General features: G+C 38.3%; 20 protein-coding genes. 16 read left to right on the forward strand and 4 right to left on the reverse strand.

The genetic code is table 11. From position 1 onward, the window contains the following. Nucleotides 1-87: 87 nt before the first annotated feature. Together yqeC and yqeB are read left to right on the forward strand one after the other, a co-directional pair. Complete coding sequence (yqeC, locus tag ATC1_RS07450; protein ID WP_062279828.1) at nucleotides 88-864, forward strand: selenium cofactor biosynthesis protein YqeC; 777 nt, start codon at nucleotides 88-90, stop codon at nucleotides 862-864. A 157-nt stretch (nucleotides 865-1,021) separates the two neighbouring features. Beyond that, nucleotides 1,022-1,837: a selenium-dependent molybdenum cofactor biosynthesis protein YqeB gene (yqeB, locus tag ATC1_RS07455; protein WP_062279830.1), complete on the forward strand. Its 816-nt coding sequence runs from the start codon at nucleotides 1,022-1,024 to the stop codon at nucleotides 1,835-1,837. Here the strand turns inward: yqeB and ATC1_RS07460 are convergent. Together ATC1_RS07460 and ATC1_RS07465 are read right to left on the reverse strand one after the other, a co-directional pair. Beyond that, on the reverse strand, nucleotides 1,773-2,837 hold the full coding sequence (locus ATC1_RS07460; RefSeq protein ID WP_062279832.1) for an XdhC family aldehyde oxidoreductase maturation factor: 1,065 nt from the start codon (nucleotides 2,835-2,837) through the stop codon (nucleotides 1,773-1,775). The genes yqeB and ATC1_RS07460 overlap by 65 nt on opposite strands. A 13-nt stretch (nucleotides 2,838-2,850) precedes the next feature. Next, nucleotides 2,851-3,405, reverse strand: a complete 555-nt coding sequence (locus tag ATC1_RS07465; protein ID WP_062279833.1) for a PadR family transcriptional regulator — start codon at nucleotides 3,403-3,405, stop codon at nucleotides 2,851-2,853. A gap of 408 nt (nucleotides 3,406-3,813) precedes the next feature. On the opposite strand from ATC1_RS07465, the gene rpmB reads away from it, so the two are divergent. Further along, entirely contained in the window at nucleotides 3,814-3,996 is a 183-nt protein-coding gene (gene rpmB / locus ATC1_RS07475; RefSeq protein WP_062279837.1) for a 50S ribosomal protein L28, read from the forward strand. A 179-nt stretch (nucleotides 3,997-4,175) separates the two neighbouring features. Here the strand turns inward: rpmB and rpe are convergent, their stop codons facing one another. After that, nucleotides 4,176-4,850, reverse strand: coding sequence for a ribulose-phosphate 3-epimerase (gene rpe, locus ATC1_RS07480; protein ID WP_201777256.1), 675 nt, complete (start codon nucleotides 4,848-4,850; stop codon nucleotides 4,176-4,178). Between the two features lie 214 nt (nucleotides 4,851-5,064). Next, complete coding sequence (locus ATC1_RS07485; RefSeq protein WP_062279841.1) at nucleotides 5,065-5,901, reverse strand: serine/threonine-protein kinase; 837 nt, start codon at nucleotides 5,899-5,901, stop codon at nucleotides 5,065-5,067. A gap of 201 nt (nucleotides 5,902-6,102) precedes the next feature. On the opposite strand from ATC1_RS07485, the gene ATC1_RS07495 reads away from it, so the two are divergent. The 13 genes from ATC1_RS07495 (at nucleotide 6,103) to ATC1_RS07560 (ending at nucleotide 21,150) form a co-directional block, all read left to right on the forward strand. Beyond that, complete coding sequence (locus tag ATC1_RS07495; RefSeq protein ID WP_062279844.1) at nucleotides 6,103-6,591, forward strand: SH3 domain-containing protein; 489 nt, start codon at nucleotides 6,103-6,105, stop codon at nucleotides 6,589-6,591. A gap of 18 nt (nucleotides 6,592-6,609) precedes the next feature. Continuing rightward, a complete protein-coding gene (locus ATC1_RS07500; RefSeq protein ID WP_062279846.1) occupies nucleotides 6,610-7,392 on the forward strand; it encodes a PP2C family protein-serine/threonine phosphatase in 783 nt (260 codons plus the stop codon). A gap of 150 nt (nucleotides 7,393-7,542) precedes the next feature. Continuing rightward, nucleotides 7,543-8,274 (forward strand): response regulator transcription factor, encoded by a 732-nt coding sequence (locus tag ATC1_RS07505; protein ID WP_062279848.1) that lies wholly within the window; start codon nucleotides 7,543-7,545, stop codon nucleotides 8,272-8,274. Nucleotides 8,275-8,584: 310 nt separating this feature from the next. Further along, nucleotides 8,585-9,043, forward strand: coding sequence for an Hsp20/alpha crystallin family protein (locus ATC1_RS07510; protein ID WP_062279850.1), 459 nt, complete (start codon nucleotides 8,585-8,587; stop codon nucleotides 9,041-9,043). Nucleotides 9,044-9,258: 215 nt separating this feature from the next. Beyond that, nucleotides 9,259-9,729 (forward strand): hypothetical protein, encoded by a 471-nt coding sequence (locus ATC1_RS07515; protein WP_152024260.1) that lies wholly within the window; start codon nucleotides 9,259-9,261, stop codon nucleotides 9,727-9,729. Nucleotides 9,730-9,826: 97 nt separating this feature from the next. Further along, complete coding sequence (locus ATC1_RS07520) at nucleotides 9,827-12,523, forward strand: YfhO family protein (RefSeq protein WP_152024261.1); 2,697 nt, start codon at nucleotides 9,827-9,829, stop codon at nucleotides 12,521-12,523. Next, nucleotides 12,520-13,716, forward strand: coding sequence for an O-antigen ligase family protein (locus ATC1_RS07525; RefSeq protein WP_062279856.1), 1,197 nt, complete (start codon nucleotides 12,520-12,522; stop codon nucleotides 13,714-13,716). The genes ATC1_RS07520 and ATC1_RS07525 overlap by 4 nt, the downstream gene beginning before the upstream one ends. A gap of 188 nt (nucleotides 13,717-13,904) precedes the next feature. Beyond that, complete coding sequence (locus ATC1_RS07530; RefSeq protein WP_152024262.1) at nucleotides 13,905-14,405, forward strand: hypothetical protein; 501 nt, start codon at nucleotides 13,905-13,907, stop codon at nucleotides 14,403-14,405. A gap of 211 nt (nucleotides 14,406-14,616) precedes the next feature. After that, the gene (hydA, locus tag ATC1_RS07535) at nucleotides 14,617-16,035 is read left to right on the forward strand and encodes a dihydropyrimidinase (protein ID WP_062279860.1); all 1,419 of its coding nucleotides are present in this window, start codon (nucleotides 14,617-14,619) and stop codon (nucleotides 16,033-16,035) included. Between the two features lie 4 nt (nucleotides 16,036-16,039). Next, nucleotides 16,040-17,644, forward strand: coding sequence for a hypothetical protein (locus ATC1_RS07540; RefSeq protein ID WP_062279862.1), 1,605 nt, complete (start codon nucleotides 16,040-16,042; stop codon nucleotides 17,642-17,644). Then, nucleotides 17,641-18,273, forward strand: coding sequence for a hypothetical protein (locus tag ATC1_RS07545; protein ID WP_152024263.1), 633 nt, complete (start codon nucleotides 17,641-17,643; stop codon nucleotides 18,271-18,273). The genes ATC1_RS07540 and ATC1_RS07545 overlap by 4 nt, the downstream gene beginning before the upstream one ends. Beyond that, nucleotides 18,270-19,673 (forward strand): proton-conducting transporter transmembrane domain-containing protein, encoded by a 1,404-nt coding sequence (locus tag ATC1_RS07550; protein WP_062279866.1) that lies wholly within the window; start codon nucleotides 18,270-18,272, stop codon nucleotides 19,671-19,673. Before ATC1_RS07545 ends, ATC1_RS07550 begins: the two co-directional genes overlap by 4 nt. Before the next feature lie 274 nt (nucleotides 19,674-19,947). After that, nucleotides 19,948-21,150 carry a coiled-coil domain-containing protein gene (locus ATC1_RS07560; RefSeq protein ID WP_062279870.1) on the forward strand — a complete coding sequence of 401 codons (1,203 nt, stop codon included), beginning with the start codon at nucleotides 19,948-19,950 and terminating at the stop codon, nucleotides 21,148-21,150. The last annotated feature ends 57 nt before the right edge of the window (nucleotides 21,151-21,207 follow it).

Below are 21,207 nucleotides of genomic sequence, written 5' to 3' on the forward strand. Positions count from 1 at the left end.
ATGAAAAAAAAGTATAAACAGCCAAATTAGCCGAAATCCATTTTTCTTTCAAAATTCAGGTTTGCCGTAAAAAGGGAAATAAAAGTCATGTTCATTGACAAATCTTTTACGCAAAAATCGATTGTCTCAATTGCAGGTGCTGGTGGAAAGACTTCCTTATTGTTTTTTCTTGCAAAAAAGTGTCCCTGTCCTTGTCTGATAACGACTACGACAAAAATTGAAGCTCGGCATATATCAGGAGCTGATGCATATTTTACTTTTTCTGATTTTCTTCATCAATCAGAATCATTTTCCAATCATAAAGTGACTTGGGTGAGCCCTTCGCTCGATATTGAAAATGGACAGATAATCGGTTTCCCCTTGGATCTTTTTTATGAGTTCGCGGATTGTGCAAAAAAGTTGTCCTTGCCGATTTTTTTAGAAGCGGATGGTACTCATTTACAGCATATAAAAGCTCCAACCATTGGCGAACCTGTCATTCCACTCGATACCAATTTTCTTTTTCACATTACCGGTCTGGATGTTTTGGGAAAACAAATTATTGCGGAGAATGTTGACAGGCTCGATGATTTCCTGAAAATTACTGGCACAAAAGAAGGAGATTTCATAACAGAAGCAATTATTGAAAAATTAATACTTCATCCGTTAGGTGGTTTTAAAAACGCACCAGTGGATTGCAAACGTATTGCGGTTTTAAACCAGGCAGATACACCGAAATTGGAAGCACAAGGGGACTCCATCGCTTTGCACCTTCTGGAAAATGGATTGGAATGTGTCTGGATTTCCAGTATGAATCCAGCTCGGGAAATGTTTATCAGGGCAGTCACCTGGCAGGGAAAACAGCTTTATAATTTTTGGCTGTAAATTGATCATCGCATTAACAATATAAAATATCGATCGACCTTGCAAATGAATACCGCGGATTTAGTGGGCATTTATTCCTGCATTTCGCAAAATTGCAATAACAACAAATTAATCTTTAAATATATAGAACTGTTTCGTATTCAGGAAATGAGAAAAAATGAAAATTCATTCAATCGCTGCATTTAAAGGCGCCGGTGATCTGGCATCCGGAGCCGCAATCCGGTTGTGGAGGAGCGGATTCCGGGTAATCCTTACGGAACTGCCAAGACCGTTATGTATTCGTCGTTCGGTTGCTTTTGCAAATACTGTTTTTGATGGAAATATGCGTGTAGAAGATGTAGAAAGCGCTCTGATTTCTGATTGTTCTCAGGCGGAAGCTGTCTGGGCTGAGAATAAAATTCCGGTTATTATCGATCCTGAATTCAAAAAAACGCTTGCATTAAAACCGGATATCATCATTGATGCGAGAATTACAAAAATATGGCAAGCGGACACACATATCAATGATGCTTCCCTGGTTATAGGATTGGGCCCGGGTTTTAGAGCTGGAGACAACGTTCATGCAGTGATTGAAACGAATCGCGGGCACAATTTGGGACGTGTCATTTGGATTGGAGAAGCAGAACCGAATACAGGAACGCCAGGAGAAATTAAAGGGCAGAGCGTTAAGAGAGTTCTCAAAGCACCCTGTGACGGTTTCTTCTATCCGCAGGTACAGATCGGAGATTTTATTAAAGCCGGAGAGACAATGGCAGTTGTCAATGACCAACCTGTGACAGCAGGAATTGACGGCATTGTACGGGGTGTTATTTATCCGGGAATTTTTGTTGAACAGGGATTGAAAATAATGGATATCGATCCTCGGGGAAAACGGGAACACTGTTTTTCGGTTTCTGATAAAGCTAGCGCTATCGGCGGAGGTATTCTGGAAGCGATTCTTTCCTGGAACGTGCGAGAATCATTTCTGCAATGATGCTGACAGCAATTTCTGCCGGTGTTTCTCCGTGAATCGGGAGTCCGATGGGAGAATGGATCCGTTTGATTTGCTCCTCATCTATGCCTTCTTTTCTTAATCGTTCATAAATCAGATCCCGTTTGTTTTTACTGCCGATCATTCCGATATAAAATGCGTCAGTACGAAGGACCTGTTTCAGAACGTCATAATCTCCCAGGTGTCCTCGCGTGACGATAATGATAAAGCTTTGATTGTCAATTGGGAGGTTTGGCAAGTCTGTATAGGATTTCACTGTAAGAACCTGACAATTTGGAAATCTCTCTTGATTGGAAAATTCAGCTCGATCATCCAGAACGACCGTCTGAAAACCGACAAAGTCAGCAAGGAACGCTGTGTCCTTGGCTACATGTCCTCCGCCAAAAATAAAGGCAGTATTCTTTTTTTGAACCTTATCCGCAAAAATAATTTCAGAGCTGTCCGGATTTCGAAGCAGCATCGTTGGCTGCTCAGATTGAAAAATGGTCTTAAGCGTCTCCTCCTTCAAGAAAAGATTGCCGATGATGGCTTTTTCTTCGGTAATAAAGCAAAAATCTGATGATTGTCTTGGAAAGTTTTCTTTAGAATACTGCGTTATCAGCCATCCTTTTCCTTGACCTGATATGGCAGCTATTGCTTTTCTGAATACTTCAGATAGAGATGGATCAGATCCTGATATAAATGAAAGTAAAACTTCTCCAAGACCTCCGCAGACCATGTCAAATGCAGAAGCTTCTTTCCCTGTCAGTGAGTATTCAAATAATTTTGAGCATCCGGCTTCAAAGACCTCGTCCGCGGATTGAATTGCATTCGCTTCCAATTTTCCTCCGCCGATCGTTCCAACAATCGAATGATCTCTGTGGATCAGCATTTTCGTCCCGGAAGATCGGGGTGTAGCGCCTATGCTTTCAATCATGGTTGCCAGAACGACGTCTTCATGTTTCCCGATGCTTTGAATGATTGCTTCGAATATTTTTTCCATGCAAAAATCTTTTTTATAAATTGGTGGATTGCTGCTTTATGTCAATGCATTCTTGAAGCCACGAGATCATGGCTTCGAGACTCTTAATTCGAAAATCAAAAACGATTTTCGGATACAGACTTTCTGAAGAGATCATTTCTTTTCGTTTTTGGTAATCCAGCAGCCATTTTTCACAGATGGCAATCTGTTTTTCAATGACGGGTGAAAACAGACTTTGCGGTTCGTCTTTTAGAAAGTACAGTTTTGCCAAGAAATCAGATCGAAGCATCCGAGGCTGTTGGACCGGTTCCAATTTCCATTGCTGAAACATATCATTTCCGCGATCGGTTAATGAATATACTTTTTTAAAGGGGAAGGCATCTCCAGAGATAATTTTTGATTGAATCAAACCGTTTTTTTCGATCTTATCCAGAATAGCATAAAGCTGACTTTGATTAAAATGCCAGATAATACGAAGTTCTTCCTGCGTGCTCAGGATTTTTGATAAATCATATGCATGAATGGGCTTTTTTTTGATAATTCCCAGTAAAATATATTCCACAGACAAAGGATCTTGTTTTCTTGACATAATTGTTTCCTTTTCTTTGATTGTATCAAAAACCGAAATGATTGGAGCTCAGTAATTCGAAATAAAGCGCTCCGAAATATGGATTCGTAACAATTTGAGATTTGGGAAAAACCTTGAGGGGAAAAGGGAAAACACAACAAGTTTTTTTCCACATTTTTCGAATCGCTGAGAAATATGTTAGAATATCTTTCCGTTGGTTTGCGGCCATTAAATCGAAATTTGGAAGACCGTTTTGAAAAAAATGAAAAATCAATTTACCCATTTTTCGAATCGCTGGTTCGTGGTATAATCAATGTCTGTTTGGAAAGGGCGGGATTCTTTATTGTTTGTGATTTATCTACCAGTGTAAATGAATCACATACAATAAAGAAAACCAGATTCAACTTGTTATGAAAGGAATTGGCTAAAATGGCAAAATGTGAAGTCTGCGGAAAAGCAACAGTATTCGGGCATAACAGAAGTTTTTCACAACGTGCAACAAATCGTGCGTTTCATCCGAATCTGCAGAAGATTACCGTTTATGAAGACGGACGTCCCGTTCAAAAAACTTTGTGCGCCAAATGCATTCGCACAATGGCGAAGGCAAAATAAAATCGGAAAAGTAAAAGAAAACTTCTCAAATTTTTTTGAGAAGTTTTTTTTATTATGTATTAAAGAAAAACACCTTGTAATTTAAGAGAAGCTCGGAAGGTTTTCCGGATGAAAGAGGGAGATTGTGTTTGTCTGTAACTTCAGGTGCAATCAGGTGCAGCTGGTGGTTATGATTCCAATTACTCAGCAACCGAAGATCCACGAATAGCTTTTATACCGGCTGCATACCCCTGCGGGTACTTAAATATCGATGTGCCTGCGACAAAGACATCAGCACCGGCTTCTCTGCACTGGCGAGCTGTTTTCTCATTAATTCCTCCATCGACCTGAATTCTTAAGTCTAAATTCCTTTCATCGCTCCATTTTCGTATCTGCATAATTTTTTGAAGTGAGTCTGGTATAAATTTTTGCCCGCCAAAGCCAGGATTTACTGTCATAACCAGCACCATATCGACCAGTGATAACAGCGGTTCAACCATCGTGACCGGTGTCCCTGGATTGATCGCGACAGCCGGGCTGATACCGGATTGCCGAATTTCCATGAGTGTGTAAAAAATATTGGCATTGTTTTCACAATGGACTGTTAAGATATCCGCTCCGGCTTTGATAAATTTCTGAATATGGTTTTCGGGATGAACAATCATCAGGTGGACGTCTATCGGTACAGAACTGACTGATTTAATGGCTTCAACTACAGGATTGCCTATCGTGATATTGGGTACAAACACGCCGTCCATGACATCAGCGTGAATCCAATCGGCACCGGCAGCGGTGACATTTCGAATTTCATTTCCGATCTGCATAAAGTCTGCAGCCAACAATGAAGGGGAGATAATCTCTTTTTTTGTTTTCATGATGGTCATAATGTTTAATGAATTTCTTTCTTTTAATGCGATGAGTGTCTGAATTGAATTATTTTCTCTCTATTTATAAATGTTTTTCCAAATTTCGAATTACTGTTCATCATAATATTATTTTTATGATTCACGATATTTTAATTATGCATGAAATTCTTATAAATCAGGATCATTTCGGTTTGTACCGGTGATATCTCCTTCCCTTGATGAGTCAAGGATAAACCGGATGTTCAGCCCAACGCTCATATTCATGCAGCAATTCTTCTGCATCAGAAAATCGATTGGATGGATTCTTTTCGATCGATTTCAGGATGATTTTTTCCAGATATGGATGAATCGGCGGATTGACATCTGAAGGTAAGGAGGCATTCATTTCATGATGCATTCGAATAACTTCCTCAGCATCATTGCTGAAAAACGGAAGTTTTCCGACAAAGATCTGATATAGTATGATACCGATGCTGTAGACATCCGTAGTTTTTTTCGGATAAATACCATCAGACAATTCGGGAGACATATAAAGCGGCGACCCCCAGACGATCTCTTCATCCATACTATTGTCTGCGGGAACAGCCTTCCGAGCTTCACCAAAATCAGTCAACTTTAAAATATGATTAATCGTAATGAGAAAATTCAACGGTTTAATATCACAGTGAATAATTTCTGACCGGTGTACTGCGGCAACTCCGCAGCATATCTGCAGACCGATTGATTTCACCAAATCCGGATGATTCTTTTTTGAGGTTTGCAGTAAATTCCATAGCGTTATTCCTTCGACATATTCCTGTATAATATATTGCTGTCCGTCAATTTCAAAATAATCCAGGATACGAACGACATTTGGATGGTTGACGCAAGATTGGAGCACAGCTTCGTTTCGAAATTTATTCCATCGTTTTTCATCATTTCGAAAAATATCTTTTAATTTTTTGATTACGACAATCTGATCTGAATTTTTTACATTCGCCAGGAAAATGTCTGCCAGACCTCCGGCAGTAAGATATCGGATTTGATGGAAATGGTTTGCAAGATAAGAATGATTACGCATTGTTATATAATTATAAATTGTATGGTTTGATTCATTTTGGAATTAGCATTTTGGAATCTGGATTAACCTTTCGAATACAACAAGGACTCTTTTTATATTTCGAATTACTGCTTTGGAATCAACAAATGATCATCCTTCACATAACTCGAATTGGTGCCAAAACATTAACAGGTAACACATTGCCATTCATTTGGATTCATAATGACAGATAAACCGAAACAAAAGATTATTTGGTTAAGATACTTATTGCTGACGCTGATTTTGGGTTTGTTCATATGCGGGGGAATTCTTGTTTATATCGGTCTATCGGGTTTAGACTCGATTTCCATTGAACAAAATCGGACTGCAGAGCTGACGATAATTCCGTATTGCACTTTAACCCCGACATCAATTCCGCTTGATACCAAACAGCAAATCACAGTCCGTTATGTTTCACCGGAGGGATTCTCAATTGGCGCTTTCGTTCAGATCATGAATACGCAGGGCGCAGGTTTAAAAATTCGTTCAAATCCTGGAACCGGCGATGAGGTACTGTTTATTGGAATGGATGGTGATTTGTTTAAAATTATCGATGGTCCCGATGAAAAAGACGGTTTTGTATGGTGGAAATTAGCGGGCTTTTCTGATAAAAAACTGGAAGGATGGGCTGCGGCGAATTATTTGACACTGGCGGCTCCCCCAGTGGAATGAAATGGATTACGATACGAAATGATGAAAAAGAAGCCAACCTATTCACTGTTCTCAGCAAATGCTCATTCTATTGGCAAAGTGCGCCCGACAAATGAAGATGCACTTTTTAGTTTTGAATCGGAAATTTTCCGAATGAATCAAAAAGCAACAATTGGCTTATATATTATTGCTGATGGGATGGGAGGGCATATCAGTGGCGATCGCGCTTCTGCTGCAGCGATTAATACGTTTGTTGCGTATTATTTTGAGTCTGTATATCCTTTGCTGATCGCAGATAACGAGCTGAAAAAAAGCATTTCTGAATATTTGACCGAGGGAATCATCCAGGCGAATAAATCAGTTAAGAAAGAAGTACCCGGCGGTGGAACTACATTTACGGTGGCGCAGGTTTGGAATCATAAAGTCTATTTTGCCCATGTCGGTGATTCCAGGATTTATCATTTCGATAAAAAATTTCATAGCCGCCGTCTGACCAATGATCATTCACTCGTATCCATGCTGGTCGAGTTGGGAGAAATCAATCAGGAGGAAGCGCTAACACACCCGCGGCGCAGTGTTTTGCTGCGCAGTTTGGGCTTTAATTTGGATGTTGAAATTGATACAGGCGAATTGGAATTTGAGGCTGGCGAATTTCTGTTATTGTGTTGCGATGGGTTGTGGTCTGTAGTGCCTGAATCTGAAATGATTACAATTCTTCAAAAAAAAGCGGGATTACAGGAAATTGTTGGGGAATTTGTCAATTCCGCCAATGATCATGGCGGACCGGATAATATCAGTTGTATTCTTGTTCAAATGTCCTGATAAGTTATTGCGAGGTGTCATAAACCCGAGCACCCAGAGTCTTCTTTCTTGTTATAGTGAAGATATGAATTGCAGGTAAAAAATCGATCGAAATATTCTCAGAAAAAGAAACGGCATTTGAGAAAATGATGATTGGGGAGGAATGAAGCCATGGATGATGTGAATAAAAGATATTTGATTTTAGTTGTGGATGATGAAGAACGAATTGTGCGGATGATTAGGCTCAATTTGGAACATGATGGTTTCTCTGTCATTGAAGCGAATTCAGGTGTCGAAGCTATCAATGCGGTTCGCGAAAAAATTCCCAATCTGGTGGTTCTGGATGTCATGATGCCAGGAATGGATGGATTTGAGACATTATCTCTGATCCGTGAGACCAGTCAGGTTCCTGTGATCATGCTGACTGCAAAAACAGAAGAGGAAGACCGGATTCATGGTTTAGAGCTGGGAGCTGATGATTATGTCTCAAAACCTTTCAGCCCGCGTGAATTGGTCAGTCGAATTAAAGCTGTTCTAAGGCGAACGGAAGGTACTGCTGCTCTTGAGGATACTGATCGCATTCAAGTCGATGAACATCTGCGTTTAGACTTTGGAAAGAGAGAGGTTTGGCTGGATGGAGAATTAGTAAAGCTTAGACCGACAGAATATCGCCTTCTGTATCATTTGGTTCAGAATGCTGGATGGGTGATGACTTATGACCAGCTGCTGGCGAAGGTATGGGGTTATGAGTATCGGGATGAAACGCACTATGTCAGGTTATATATCAACTATTTACGGCAAAAAATAGAAAAGGATCCTTCAAATCCAAAATATATATTAACAGAACGCGGAGTCGGGTACCGATTTTTCGATTATAAACGTCCGCTGGAACAAACTGGGTGATAAAACATCACTACAATAAGTTTTTCCCGATTGATTTGGATAGCTAATCAATTTATTGAATTATTGCAGCAGTGTAAAAAAATTGTTTTTTCTAATAAAGCTTTATACATTTTCGAGCTACAGATCTTTCATCACACAGTTAAAAACTTTTCATTAATAATTGGTTAACGATCTTTATAGATAATTCTGATAAATCGCAAGCAAGATTCTTATACTTGCGATTTATATTTTAAGCATAGTAAGGTTCAGGAAAACCTGAACGAAATAAATGAAAAATACAATGATATAAAAATCATACAGGGAGGAAAAAATGTACAGAACATTACGAATTCAACCAATGCGAGAATTAGTTTCAATGCAAAATTCAATGGATCGTTTGCTTAACACTTTCTTTGATGCTGATGAAAGAACCTCTTTTGATACGATTTCACCCCGCGTTGACATGAAGCAGGATGAAAACAATATTTATGTAAAAATGACCATCCCTGGTGTCAATCCCGATGACATTCAGATTTCAGTCGCTGAAAACATTCTGACGGTGAAAGCCGAAGTAAAGGAAGAAAAGAGCGAAAAAGATGAAAAATCTGCTTATGAGATTCGGGAACATACGTGGAGTTCCTATTATCGAGAAATATCTCTTCCATCAGAGGTTGAGGCTGATAAAGCAAAAGCTGATTATGAAAACGGTGTTTTGAAACTGGAACTTCCCAAGGCAGAGATTGTGAAACCAAAAATGATTTCAATCAACGCTGTCAAAAAGGGTTCGTAAATTCGTGATGAACCGAGAACTGCCCCCTTTTAGGGGGCAGTTCTTTTTTATCTATTTACTTCAATAATCATATAAAATTACACATAAATTAACAATATATAATAATTGCAATATAGCATTAAATATGTTATATTAATATTATCGTTTTCAAAGAGCTAATCCAGCATTTCGAAAATTGATTTTTCGTTCAAATTATTTTAAGAAAGGTTAAACATATGAGGAAAAGATATTTCTATGTCATCATGCTTGTAATGGCAATATTGATGAGTTATGGCTTTTCAACAGGTTATGCTGAAAGTTATCCGGATCAGGAGATAAAACCTGAGGATTTTCCATCATTGGAAGAATATTACAATGCCAGAATCCAGCAAAAAATCGATCTTATAAAAAATGCATTAATAAAAGAGGACCGAGATATGGCTGATCAGGTTTTGGCTGAGCTTTCCGATTTGATTCAGGAAACAGTGAAGATTTTTCCTGATCGATTTACACAGGAACAAACGACTTTGTGGGATGTCTTCAATGGAATCACTTCATTCGTGGATTCACCAATGACTTTTGAACAATTGAATACCTTCTTTGAAAAAATTCAGAAGGATATCGAAACGTTCTTTTCGTTGGTTGAGCCATCAGATCCCATGAATGTGATTCTTCCCGGGGATCCAAAGCCGGCAGATCATAGTTAGAAATTTTGCCGGATGCAAACAAATTGAATCATCTTATCGTTTGACTGGAAACCCGCATCTGAAAAAAGCGGTTTTTTTTTATGAATGGCTGTATTCAATGATTCGAAATAGGAGGTGGATTACTTGGTGTGGTGTTTTTAAGCTTCGCTTAAAAACACCACACCAACATATTTTTTTCCTCACTTCGAAAAGTTTGTCTAAAATTCGATTTTCTGTGATAAGTTACCTGGTTTCCTTTTTTATTCCGATTCTGATATTATTGTTGATTTTTGCAGTCATTAGACTCTATCCTTTCGGTTCTAAAACATTCCTGGTTTTCGACATGAAATGGCAATATGCAGACTTTTTCGCTTATCTCAAACGAATTTTCAATGGCGAAGAGAATTTGCTGTACTCCTTCAGTAAAAATTATGGAGGAGATATGTATTCAACCTGGGCATATTATCTGGTTAATCCACTGCATTGGGTGATTTGCTGGTTTCATCAAAAGGATTTGCCAAAGGCTCTGTCTTGGATTGTTTTGATCAAATCAGGATTGTCTGGTTTTAGCTGTTTCTATTATTTACGACATGCTTTTTCCCATGATAAGTCGGCTTACTTGTTTTCTACAAGTTATGCGTTGATGTCATACTCGTTATGGAATGCAGAAAATTTTCAATTTTTGGATGCGGTGGTTCTGGTTCCTTTTGTCGTATTGGGGATCAATTATTTGGCGGATAATCAAAAACCGGTTCTTTTAACACTTTCATTATCTGTTGCGATCGTGCTTAATTTTTATATCGGTTGGATGATTTTATTTTTTTCCACATTGTATTTTCTTTATTATTGTTATGCTACTTACGGCTCTTTATCGAGAGAAACAATGGTATGCTTTTTCCAATCTTTGTTGCTAACCGCCTTATTATCAGCGTTCTTATGGATACCTGTGGGTTATCAAATTTTGGAACACAAGATAGGAATCAAACCTTTCCAACTCACTTTTTCTTCAGACATTTCATTATTTCAATTGCTAACAATGTTTTTCACAGGGACATATGAAGTTGGGAAAATGGCTGATCATACTCTTCCGAATGTTTTTTGTGGAGTATTTACATCTGTCCATTTCTTTCTGTTTTTCTTTAACCAGCGGATTTCTAAAAAAGAGCGATTCCTGACTCTATGTTTTTCGCTTTTTTTTGTTTTGTCATTTCTACTATTCCCATTAAATCTTTTTTGGCATGGATTCCATTTACCTCATGGTTGGCCATACCGATTCTCTTTTCTATTTAGTTTCTTGATAATATCCGTAGCATATCGAAATTACACACAAATAAAGAATAAATCCATTTCATTTCTGGGCTTTTTCTCATTGATTATAATCACGCTGCTGCTTGCAGGATTTCTAAATTTGCAGGATCAATATTCTTTTGAATCTAAAAGCGAGCTCCATCATGGCTGTCCATGGCTTGATGTATCCCTTATTCTTTTTTTTATTCTTTTCCTGTGGCAAAGAGATCGAAAGAATGTTTTCTACGCTTCCTCCTTTTTAGGGAACAGTTTTCTGATCATTGTTTTTCTTCTTTCATTCGTAAATCTTACCTTCAATGCTTTGACACTTATTAAGATAAAAACAATCAATCATGAATCGATTGACTCATATGCCTACTCCATTAAAACGATCTTGCCAGTTGTCTCTGAAATTCAGAAAATCGATCCCGGTTTTTATCGCATGGAAAAAAATTTCTATCGTTCTTACAACGATTCGATGCAATTTGATTATGCGGGTATCTCGCATTTCAATTCAATGAACCGATCTGATATACTGACTTTTTCAAAGTCGCTTGGATATGCGGTGAACAATAATATCGCCAGTTATTCTTATGGAGCCACTGCTTTTGCGGACAGTCTTTCCGGAATAAAATATTTGCTTTCAATCGATTCAGAAATTCAAAAGCCTTATCCTCCTCTTTTTACAATGAACGGTATTCATGTTTTCCAAAATCCTTTTACACTGCCGCTTGGTTTTATCGCTCGCTCACATTTGGAAAAGACGATTCCAGATGATGCAAATCCTTTCAATTTTCAAAACTCAATTTATCAGTATATAACCGGAGAAATGAATCAATCGCTTTATTCAGAGGCAATTGGTCAGGAATTCTCCTGTCAAAATGTGACTTGTGAAATCTCGGATAATGAAATTATGTTGTCAAAATTTTCTATAGGTCAAAAAGGAGTTCTTCAATGGAAGATTCCGGCGAAAAAAGATGTTTATTATTATGTATATTTTCCAACGGTTACCGACCAGCAGATCGATTTGGAGGTAAACGGTAAATTATTGGGTCGAGCGCTTACTGCCGAATATTCAAGTGTCATTCCGTTGGGAACTACCGGAGATAACCATGTGATTACCATCCGATTGTTCATTTATGATTCCGGTATCTCGATCCATAAACCTTACATTTATTCTGAGAATTTAACTGCTTTAAATACTCTTCATAATCTTATGGAGGCCAATCCAGTGTTGATGAAAAAAATTAACAGCGCACATCTCGTTGGGCAAGTCACCGTTGGTTCTGATAATAACGATTTAATTTTGACGATTCCTCATGAAAAAGGATGGCGAGTTTTCGTGGATCACAAACCAATTCAGCAGAAGAAAGTCTTCAACATTTTTATGCTAATTTCTCTTTCCAGCGGAAAACATGATATTGATTTGTACTATATTCCTCCCGGATTGATTCCCGGCTTTATCGTCAGTTTTATTACAGTAATCATTTTTTTGTTTCTGAAACCACGAAGGAGTAGATCCCTATGAAATCAGAACTGATGATCCGAATCAGTCGAAAGTGGATGTTGTTGTTTATTCTTTTTATTGTCATCTACCCGATTTTTATTACGTATATTCTCCCATTAACGCGTTTTTGGTATCTTTCGAGAAAATTGATCATATTACAGGACGTTGTTATTTTATTAACAGCCTTGTACGGTACGCTTCTGGGAATTCAGCAAAAAATGTTACTGATAAGATGGCTGATTCCGGCTTTGGTTGGGGCTTTTTTCTTCTTGTTTCCTCAAATATTTTTGTTTTTTCAAAACCATCAGGATGCCGATGCTTTATTAACGATTATTCGTTTCTTTTTACTTTTTTATATATTCTTGATTACATCAGAGAAAATCAGCTTCTATAAAAAAGATTTTGTGATGATCGCAATGGTGTTTGGATTTTTTTTTCTGTTTTGCTGTTTTTATGATATCTTTCAGAATTATGAAGCATTTCGAACAATCTCGATGGATACTTTTCGTGATTCAATTTTTCAATCAGTTTTCCTTAATCCGAATCGGTTTGCCTGTTTTTTAGGATTGACAATCATTCTGTCCATTTCTGCGTTTTGGCTTTCGAAAAAAACCTTTTTCCTTCTAAATTCCTTGTTCTTAACGTTTTATTTATTCTTAACAGGATCGCGTGGTTCTGTCATAATGGTGTTTCTTTTTGTGATTGGTTTTATTCTTTCATTAATGGGAAAAAATCACTATTCCCGTTCAATCTTCATGATTTTGGATATTTTTCTTTTGGGCTTGATCCTTTGGCAATTTGATTTCATTCGAAAATTCTGTGAATTGAAAAACGGTTTAACCGGCAGAGAATATATATGGCGATTAAGCTGGCAGTTATTTCGTTCTTCAAACATTTTCGCCGGGAATGGATTAACAAATTTATTGGAATCTATAATAGAAATAAAACTAAACCAGCTTGCGAGTGCACACAACGGGTATATCTCGGTTTTATATAGTGGAGGAATCCTTCTGTCCAGCTTCTACACGTACGTTTTTGTCGTTATCTTTCAGCGAACAATGATAATTCGACGTCATTTTTGGCTGCCTTTTGTATTGAGCGCATCGTTCTATGGATTCTTTGAATCGACTGTGCTGCCATTTTATTTTTCTCCAATTTCTAATTACTTTACAGTCTGCCTGGTTGCGCTGCCGTTACTGGTTAAAGAGCCTTGATAATGCCAATTAATACGATCTTTTCTCAAACAATATTTTCCTGATTGATTCGAATAGCGAGTCTTTATTCCGAATTACTGACGGAATTATTCTTTATTAAACAAAAAAATTAATTCGTTATAATTTTTCTTATGAATCTCACAGAAACTTCGCTTGTTCTTATCGCTATCATGCCTAAGGCTCGTGATATGGAAATCGCGAGAGTTTTGGGATGGTATCGGATTCCATTAAAGACAGCGCCAAAAATCATCAACGTGGATTTCATTGCATTCTATCAAACGGCTGATTTTGGGATAAACCATAAAAGCTGTATTGAAAAATATGCAGAGGTACGCGGTGTAGAATTAACGACAAGAAATGAATTATTTAAAGAGGAACCGGATCATCCAAGAGCATCGGAAGAGTACTATAAAATTCAATTGGGACCTTTATTAACCCTGTCTAATCCGATTTCAACCGATAACTGGAAACGATTTCTCTTTTTCTACACAACAGGAGAAAAATTTTTTGCAGCGAAAAAGATCCGTGATTTGTCCGTTACGGGTTTTGAAAGGAATGTTTTATGGAATTCATTACGAGAACGCAGCGAAGGATTCGTTCCTGAACAAGTTGAGGTGAAAAATGTTGATCCGAATTTGTTATTTCTGTTAGGAAATCTTTCCTTATCCAATTTGGATTTTTCAGGCTGAAATATGAAAACCACAATTTTTCTATCTTTTCTTATTCGAATTACTGATTTTAATTGGCTGATATGATGCAGTGAAACATGATTTTGTTATGATTGAATTAATTTGATTCAAGTTATTGGATGTCGGAATTGTCATGGATGTGTAGAAATCATTAAAATACTTTGTATTTGAATCATAGAAAATTTAAAATTTTCAATAAAAATGGAGCTGTATGGAAAAAATTATTGCCGGTGGAAGAATTATTACTGAATCAGGAATTTTTGATGGAGATCTCTTAATCCGGGATGAAAAGATTATCGCAATCGGCGATAATTTACCGAGATATGAAGGGACAGAAATTATTGATGCTACGGAGAAACTCATTATGCCTGGCGGTGTCGATGCGCATGTTCATCTGAATCTTCCAATGCCTGGAACTATCTCCTCCGATGATCATTATACAGGGACAATGGCAGCAGCGTTCGGCGGAACTACCACTGTGATTGATTTTGCCAATCATGATCAACCCTCTCTTATTGATAGTTTTAAGACATGGCAAGCACAGGCTTTGCCGAATATTGCTGTGGATTATGGAATCCACCAAAACTTTACCACCTTCAATGAACAAACATTGGCCGAAATTCCATTGCTGCCTGAATTGGGAGTTACTTCAATCAAGATGTTTACTGCATATAACGGCCGAATGCGCTTGAGAGACGACGAAATTTTTCAGGCAATGCGGATAGCTAAACAGGAAGGGATTATCTCACTGATTCACGCTGAAAATGGCGATTTGATCGATTTGTTGGTTAAAGAAGCATTGGAGAGTGGTCATACTGAACCGATTTGGCATGCAAGAACTCGACCTGCTTGGGGAGCTGTTGAGTCGGTTTTACGGACAAGTGCAATTTCGTTTTCGGCAGGTAATGCTCCGTTGTATATTGTTCATATGAATGTTAAAGAGGAAGCTGACCAACTTTTGTATGCGCGAAATCACGGTCTGCCAATTTTTGGAGAAACCTGTCCTCAGTATCTGTTGTTTACTGAAAAAGAATTGGAAAGAGAAGATGGCAAAAAATGGATTTGTTCACCTCCAGTCCGTTTAGAGAAGGATAATGACGGATTGTGGAATGCCCTGGCAGATGGAACGATTGATGTGATTTCGACTGACCATTGTCCGTTTTTATATGATGGCACAAAACCAATCATGTATCAGGGGAAACCTTATCAGAGTCCCGGAAAAGAATTAGGAAGGGATGATTTCTCCAAAACTCCCGGCGGCGTTCCAGGTGTAGGGGATCGTATGTCGGTAATTTGGACGAAAGGGGTTGTGGAAGGGAAATTGTCGCCGACAAGGTTTGTCGAGGTAATGAGCACAAACCCTGCTAAGATTTTTGGTTTATATCCACAAAAAGGGAATCTTAATCCAGGATCTGATGCAGATATTGTTATTTGGAATCCTGAAAAGATTGTTAAATACGGCGTTTCAGTTGCTCGACATCGGACTGACTACAATCTATATGAGGGGATGGAATTGAAAGGTTTTCCTGAGAAAGTATTTCTTCGTGGGAAATTGATTGTTGACGGTGATCAGTGGTATGGTGAACGCGGAGGCGGACGTTTTCTGAAACGCAGCCGTTATAAGGCATAATAGAATGCTTTTTCTGATCGTTCCAGCCGGTATTTTATTTCTGTCAACGGTTTCAATTTGGTTGATGGATAAAATTCGGAAAAATGTTGGAATATCCTGGCTCATTACAATTGTTACTGCCGGTCTATTTTGGATTTGGACTATTTATTTGCATTGGGTTCCTGATTCAGCATTTCAAATAGGCCGCAGTACATTCCCGGGTATGGAAATTCCATTGGTATTCCAACTGGATTCTTTCTCCCGGCCTTACCTCATGGCTATTTCCTCACTTTTTCTTATGACGATTCTTACAGTCTCATCCCGATATGAATCGAAAACTGCGGTTCAACAATGGATCGGTTTTGAAATGATTGCATTCATCGGAATGATGGGAATCGCTTCCGGTGGAATATGGCCTGTTTTATTATGCTGGATGATTTTTGACATTATTGATTTGTTTTTTGTTTTTTCGGTTTCAGAGAAAGTTAATTTTGTAAGCTTTCTTACGAAAGTCACCTCAATTCGTCTGACGGGTACTCTGGTAGCAGCTGTCGGGCTGGCGTTAAGCATCTACGATGCCGGAGGTCTGTATCAGGCAGATGTCGTTTCTTCATCTGGCGGTATTCTCATATTAGTTGCATGTGCGATGAGATTGGGGATTGTTCCGATTTACCAGCCGCATCTGAGTTATTCGCAAACAAAAACCGGTCTTGTCACCATGCTACGGTTTACTTCGATTTTTACAGTACTCCCCATTTTATGCCGCATACCGCTGACTTCTCTGTCTCCTGATATTGCTACTGCTTTAAGTATCTTTTCGGGTTTTGCTGCGTTTTTTTGCGCTTTTGGCTGGTTATTTACAACGGATACCGATCAAAGAAAATCTTACTTTATAACTGCCACAGCCAGTATGGCTTTCGCCTGTATTCTGAGAGGACAACAACAAGCTTCCATAATCTGGGGCGTATCCATGCTTTTATCGAGCCCGCTTTTTTTTCTGCAGCATTCAAATTCAAGGGCGCTCAAAGCATTGCTGGTAACCATTTGTTTCCTATTTTCCGGATTGCCATATACACCGAATGCTGCCGGATGGACAGGCCTTATCGTTTATCCATTTTCAGCAATGGACATTCTTTTTTTGAGTGTCCATTGTGTGCTATTGACAGGGTTATTTGTTCATATATTTTCTGATACAGAATTTAATCAACCTGTGACTGAACCATGGATGCGGAGTGTGTATCCGATTGGAATTCTTTTTACAATTGGTTCTTATCTATTGATTGCTTCCTTCAATTGGTTCTTTATTCGACAAACAGGTATATGGTGGGCTTCTCTTGCATCTTTTGTTATTGCTGTTTTCTTTCTGTGGGGCGGTGTATATTGGATTTCGCAAAAACGATATCAGAACGTCATCAATTGGGTTCGAATTTTAGTAAAATGGTTCCTTTTGATTAACCGTAAAGTGCTTGAATTAGACTGGTTTTTTTTCATTTTAAGAAAAATCGCGTACGGTATCGAAAAGAGTGTATTTTTTATTTCTGATATGATTGAAGGACCTGGCGGAATCTTATGGGAGTTCCTATTGCTAATAGCGTTCATCTGGATTCTCCTTTCAGGGCGGTCAGTATGAGATACGAGCTTCCTCTCACGTCAATGATCGGTCTGGGATTAATTTCACTAAGCTCCGCTTTGATATTGGCTAATCAGGATCAAAATGAAAAACGATTTTGTCTTTTGGCATACTTATTCCAATATATCGGTGCAATATTTTTACTCATTAGAATTTTTTCATTTCAAATTTTGTTCATCATCTTCCTTACCGGGTTAATGGGAGCAGCCATTATTGGCACGGATCAGATTGATTTTCGAGCTCCGATTCAAAAAAAATATTTCATTAGCTTTCCATTATTTCGAGTGTTACTGAGTATTCTCATTTGGGGTTTAATACTTTCCATCGAACCAAGAATTGCACTATGGATTCCAATTCCTGATTCAATTCTGTTTGTGTCTTTATGGATGATCAGTATCGGGATTGTTAAAGTCAGTCTCGACAATGATTATTTTTCAATGATGCTTGGATTATTGAATCTTTTCTTCGGATTTCAACTGGTTTACATTCTTTTAGAAGAATCTTCGTTGGTTTTTGGCTTTTTGACAGCAATAAATCTGTTAATTACTTTATTGGGCGCTTTCATCCTTCTCAAACCGGATTCTGAGCAGGAAGAGCAAGAATTTCTGGAATCGGAGGAAAATTCATGAGTGCTCCTGTTTTATGGTTTTTTCTTCCTTTCCTTTTTGGATCATTATCCATGTTATTCTCAGAGAAACGAAAGCTGATCACAATTCTCGCGATCATTCTCTGTTTGTTTCTGGCTTTTGTCGCTTTAACGATTCCTATTAATAGCATGATTGTTTATGGCAATAATTCGCTAATCTTTACATCTACAAAAGAAATTCTTGGAAGAAGTTTGACTTTAGAGCGTTCTTCTCAACCAATTTTGGCATTTTTGTATCTGTTTGCGGCTATCTGGTTCTTTGGCGCATTGGTTGTCCAGGTTCATCGTCTTTTCGTTCCAATTGCAATTATGGATATTGCTCTGATTATCGGTGTAATTTCAGTGAAACCATTTATTTACGGCGCTTTCTTCGTCGAATTTGTTGTCTTATTGACGATGCCGCTTTTTTGGGTGCAACGGACAAAGCGTGGTGATGGAATTTTACGGTTTCTTTTTTTTCAAACTTTTGGTCTGGCATTTATTGCTCTTGGCGGTTGGTTATCTGCTTCTGTAGATATTAATCCTTCTGATGAGTTTCTTGTGACCAGAGCCGCTGTGATTTTCTTCCTAGGTTTTATCTTCTGGTTGGCTATATTCCCGTTTCATGATTGGGTTGCAGTATTAATGGATGAGACGTGCCCTTACGTTTCCGGCTTCGTTATGAGTCTTCTCCAGTTTTCCACCTTATTTATCCTTTTGAATTTTTTAAATACATATGCATGGATGCGTTCATTTACGCCGATTTTTTCAGGGCTGAAAATTGTAGGCACAATAATGCTTTTGCTGGGCTCTATTTGGGCTTTTTTCCAAAAAAGCCTTCAGCGTTTGGAAGCTTATTCGATTGTTGCAGAAAATGGTTTCTCCCTGTTATTATTAGGTATCAAGACAGAAAATTCGATTCATTTATTATTATCATTTCTGATTATTCGGGTTATCGCTGCGGCAGCATGGTCACTCGCGGTAAAAATTCTTAGTGTCGATACAAATGGCAATGTGACGCTGCAGCAAATCCCTGGTTTATTCAAAAGAAAACCTGTTGTCAGCATAGCATTGCTTGCCAGTTTTTTTTCAGTAGCAGGATTGCCGCTGTTCGCCGGATTCCCGTTAAAAATTGTCATGATTTCTCTTGGTTTTTCCCAATCTGCATTGATCGGTACTGTGACGGCAGCCGGATGCTGGTTCATTATCATTACCGGATTTAAGATAACGGTATTGCTGTTGTCTCTATCTGAGAATGACGTGTTTTCGAGAGAAACAGGCGGGCAAACTGCAATTTTGATTGTTCTAATTCTGATTATGCTCAGTTTGACATTTTTCCCGTTGCTTTTTAATCAATTTATCCGTAATCTGCAGTTTCAGTTTCCTGCATTCCTTGTTAAGTAAATGGAAAAAATATATTTCAAAAGTAGGTTATGTTGACAATTCGAATTTTGATGGTCTTTAAAAATAAAGTATCTCATGTTTCGAAATGCAGCAATTCGAAATATGAACATTTTTTAAATCGAGACAGAAAAAATATTGTTTTACTGTTTTTACGCAAAGCGCAAAAAAACACAGCAGCGATTTCTTTTTCAAAATTTGAATTGCTGGGAGTAATCCCAAAAGCGTGAATGGAACGGGTATAATAGCATATAAGTTTTGAAAGGAATGACTTTACATGGCGCAGGTGTGGATACCAACAGAAAATGACGGATTTTTCGATCCGGAACAAATCAATAAACGACTTGAATGGCTGGATAATGAACGGCGGAAGGATAAAAACCAAATCACAATTCTGGCTGAACAAATTTCTGCGCTTCAATCCGAAAACATTCAATTAAAGAGTCAAATTAAAGATTTTCAGAATGAAATCGCACGATATTCCAACATTTTCCCGCGAATTGACCAGATAGAATCTGCTTTATCTCAATTAAGGGTGGACGCATTTCGGACGATCGAGGAAAAAGATAAAGTCCGTTCTGAGAAAGAAAAAGAGATTGATTTAGCGCGAAGGAACGGTGTTGATTCACTGAATCGGGCGATTGCCGAAATTCGAAAGGTAACGGAACCCATCCAGGATATTCGAAAGACGATACAGGCTCGTGTAGATGAAGAATTTCGGCTGGCAAGATTGATTGAAGAAGTTGGCAATAGAATCGATGCCATTTCTCAGGATCGTGAAGATTTCATTCGTTTTCAAAAGGCCGTTGAAGAGAGCCGCCGTCAGGATATGAAGCGGGTCACTGATGTTCAAAATGAGATGTCGGCATATCGGAAACGGATTGAGGATATGCGCGGTCGTGTTGACCTTGTGAATGACAGCCTACATAAAATTGAACAACGCATCAACGATTTGGCAACGTCTGAAGCGGAACGAAAACAAACCATTTCAACTTTCCAGGAAAAGCAAAATATGATCAATCTGGAATTTTCGAAGACCTGGCAGGAATGGAAAACAACTTTTGATGAAATAATTTTAAAAGCAGCGAATCTGGATACTCAAATGCAGGCTTTAGAAAACACACATCGATCTGTAAAACGCTCTCAGGATTCACTGGACGAAGTGACTCAGCGTTTTGATCGCAGAACGAATGAACTGATTGAGATGCAGCGTCTGACAGAGGAGAAATTACGGCAGGAATGGGCTGCGTATAAAAATGATGATCAAAAACGATGGACAAATTATTCTTTAGGGCAGGATGAAATTCAATCCGATTATCAAAGAAGTATCCAAGCGTTGCAGGCAAGAATGCAGGCAATTGAAGACTCCGCGGCTTCTGCAATGGATGAAGTAAGCCTGCATGATGAATTATATGTCGCTCAGCTTCAGGATTTGTTTACAATGGTCCGTGGCTGGCTTGAAAAAATGGGTAAAACATAAATCAACATTTTTGTTTATAAATATAAACAATTTACTAATTTCAAAATCTGGAGTGTT

Origin of the sequence: Flexilinea flocculi, assembly GCF_001192795.1 — a bacterium.
GTDB lineage: Bacteria > Chloroflexota > Anaerolineae > Anaerolineales > Anaerolineaceae > Flexilinea > Flexilinea flocculi.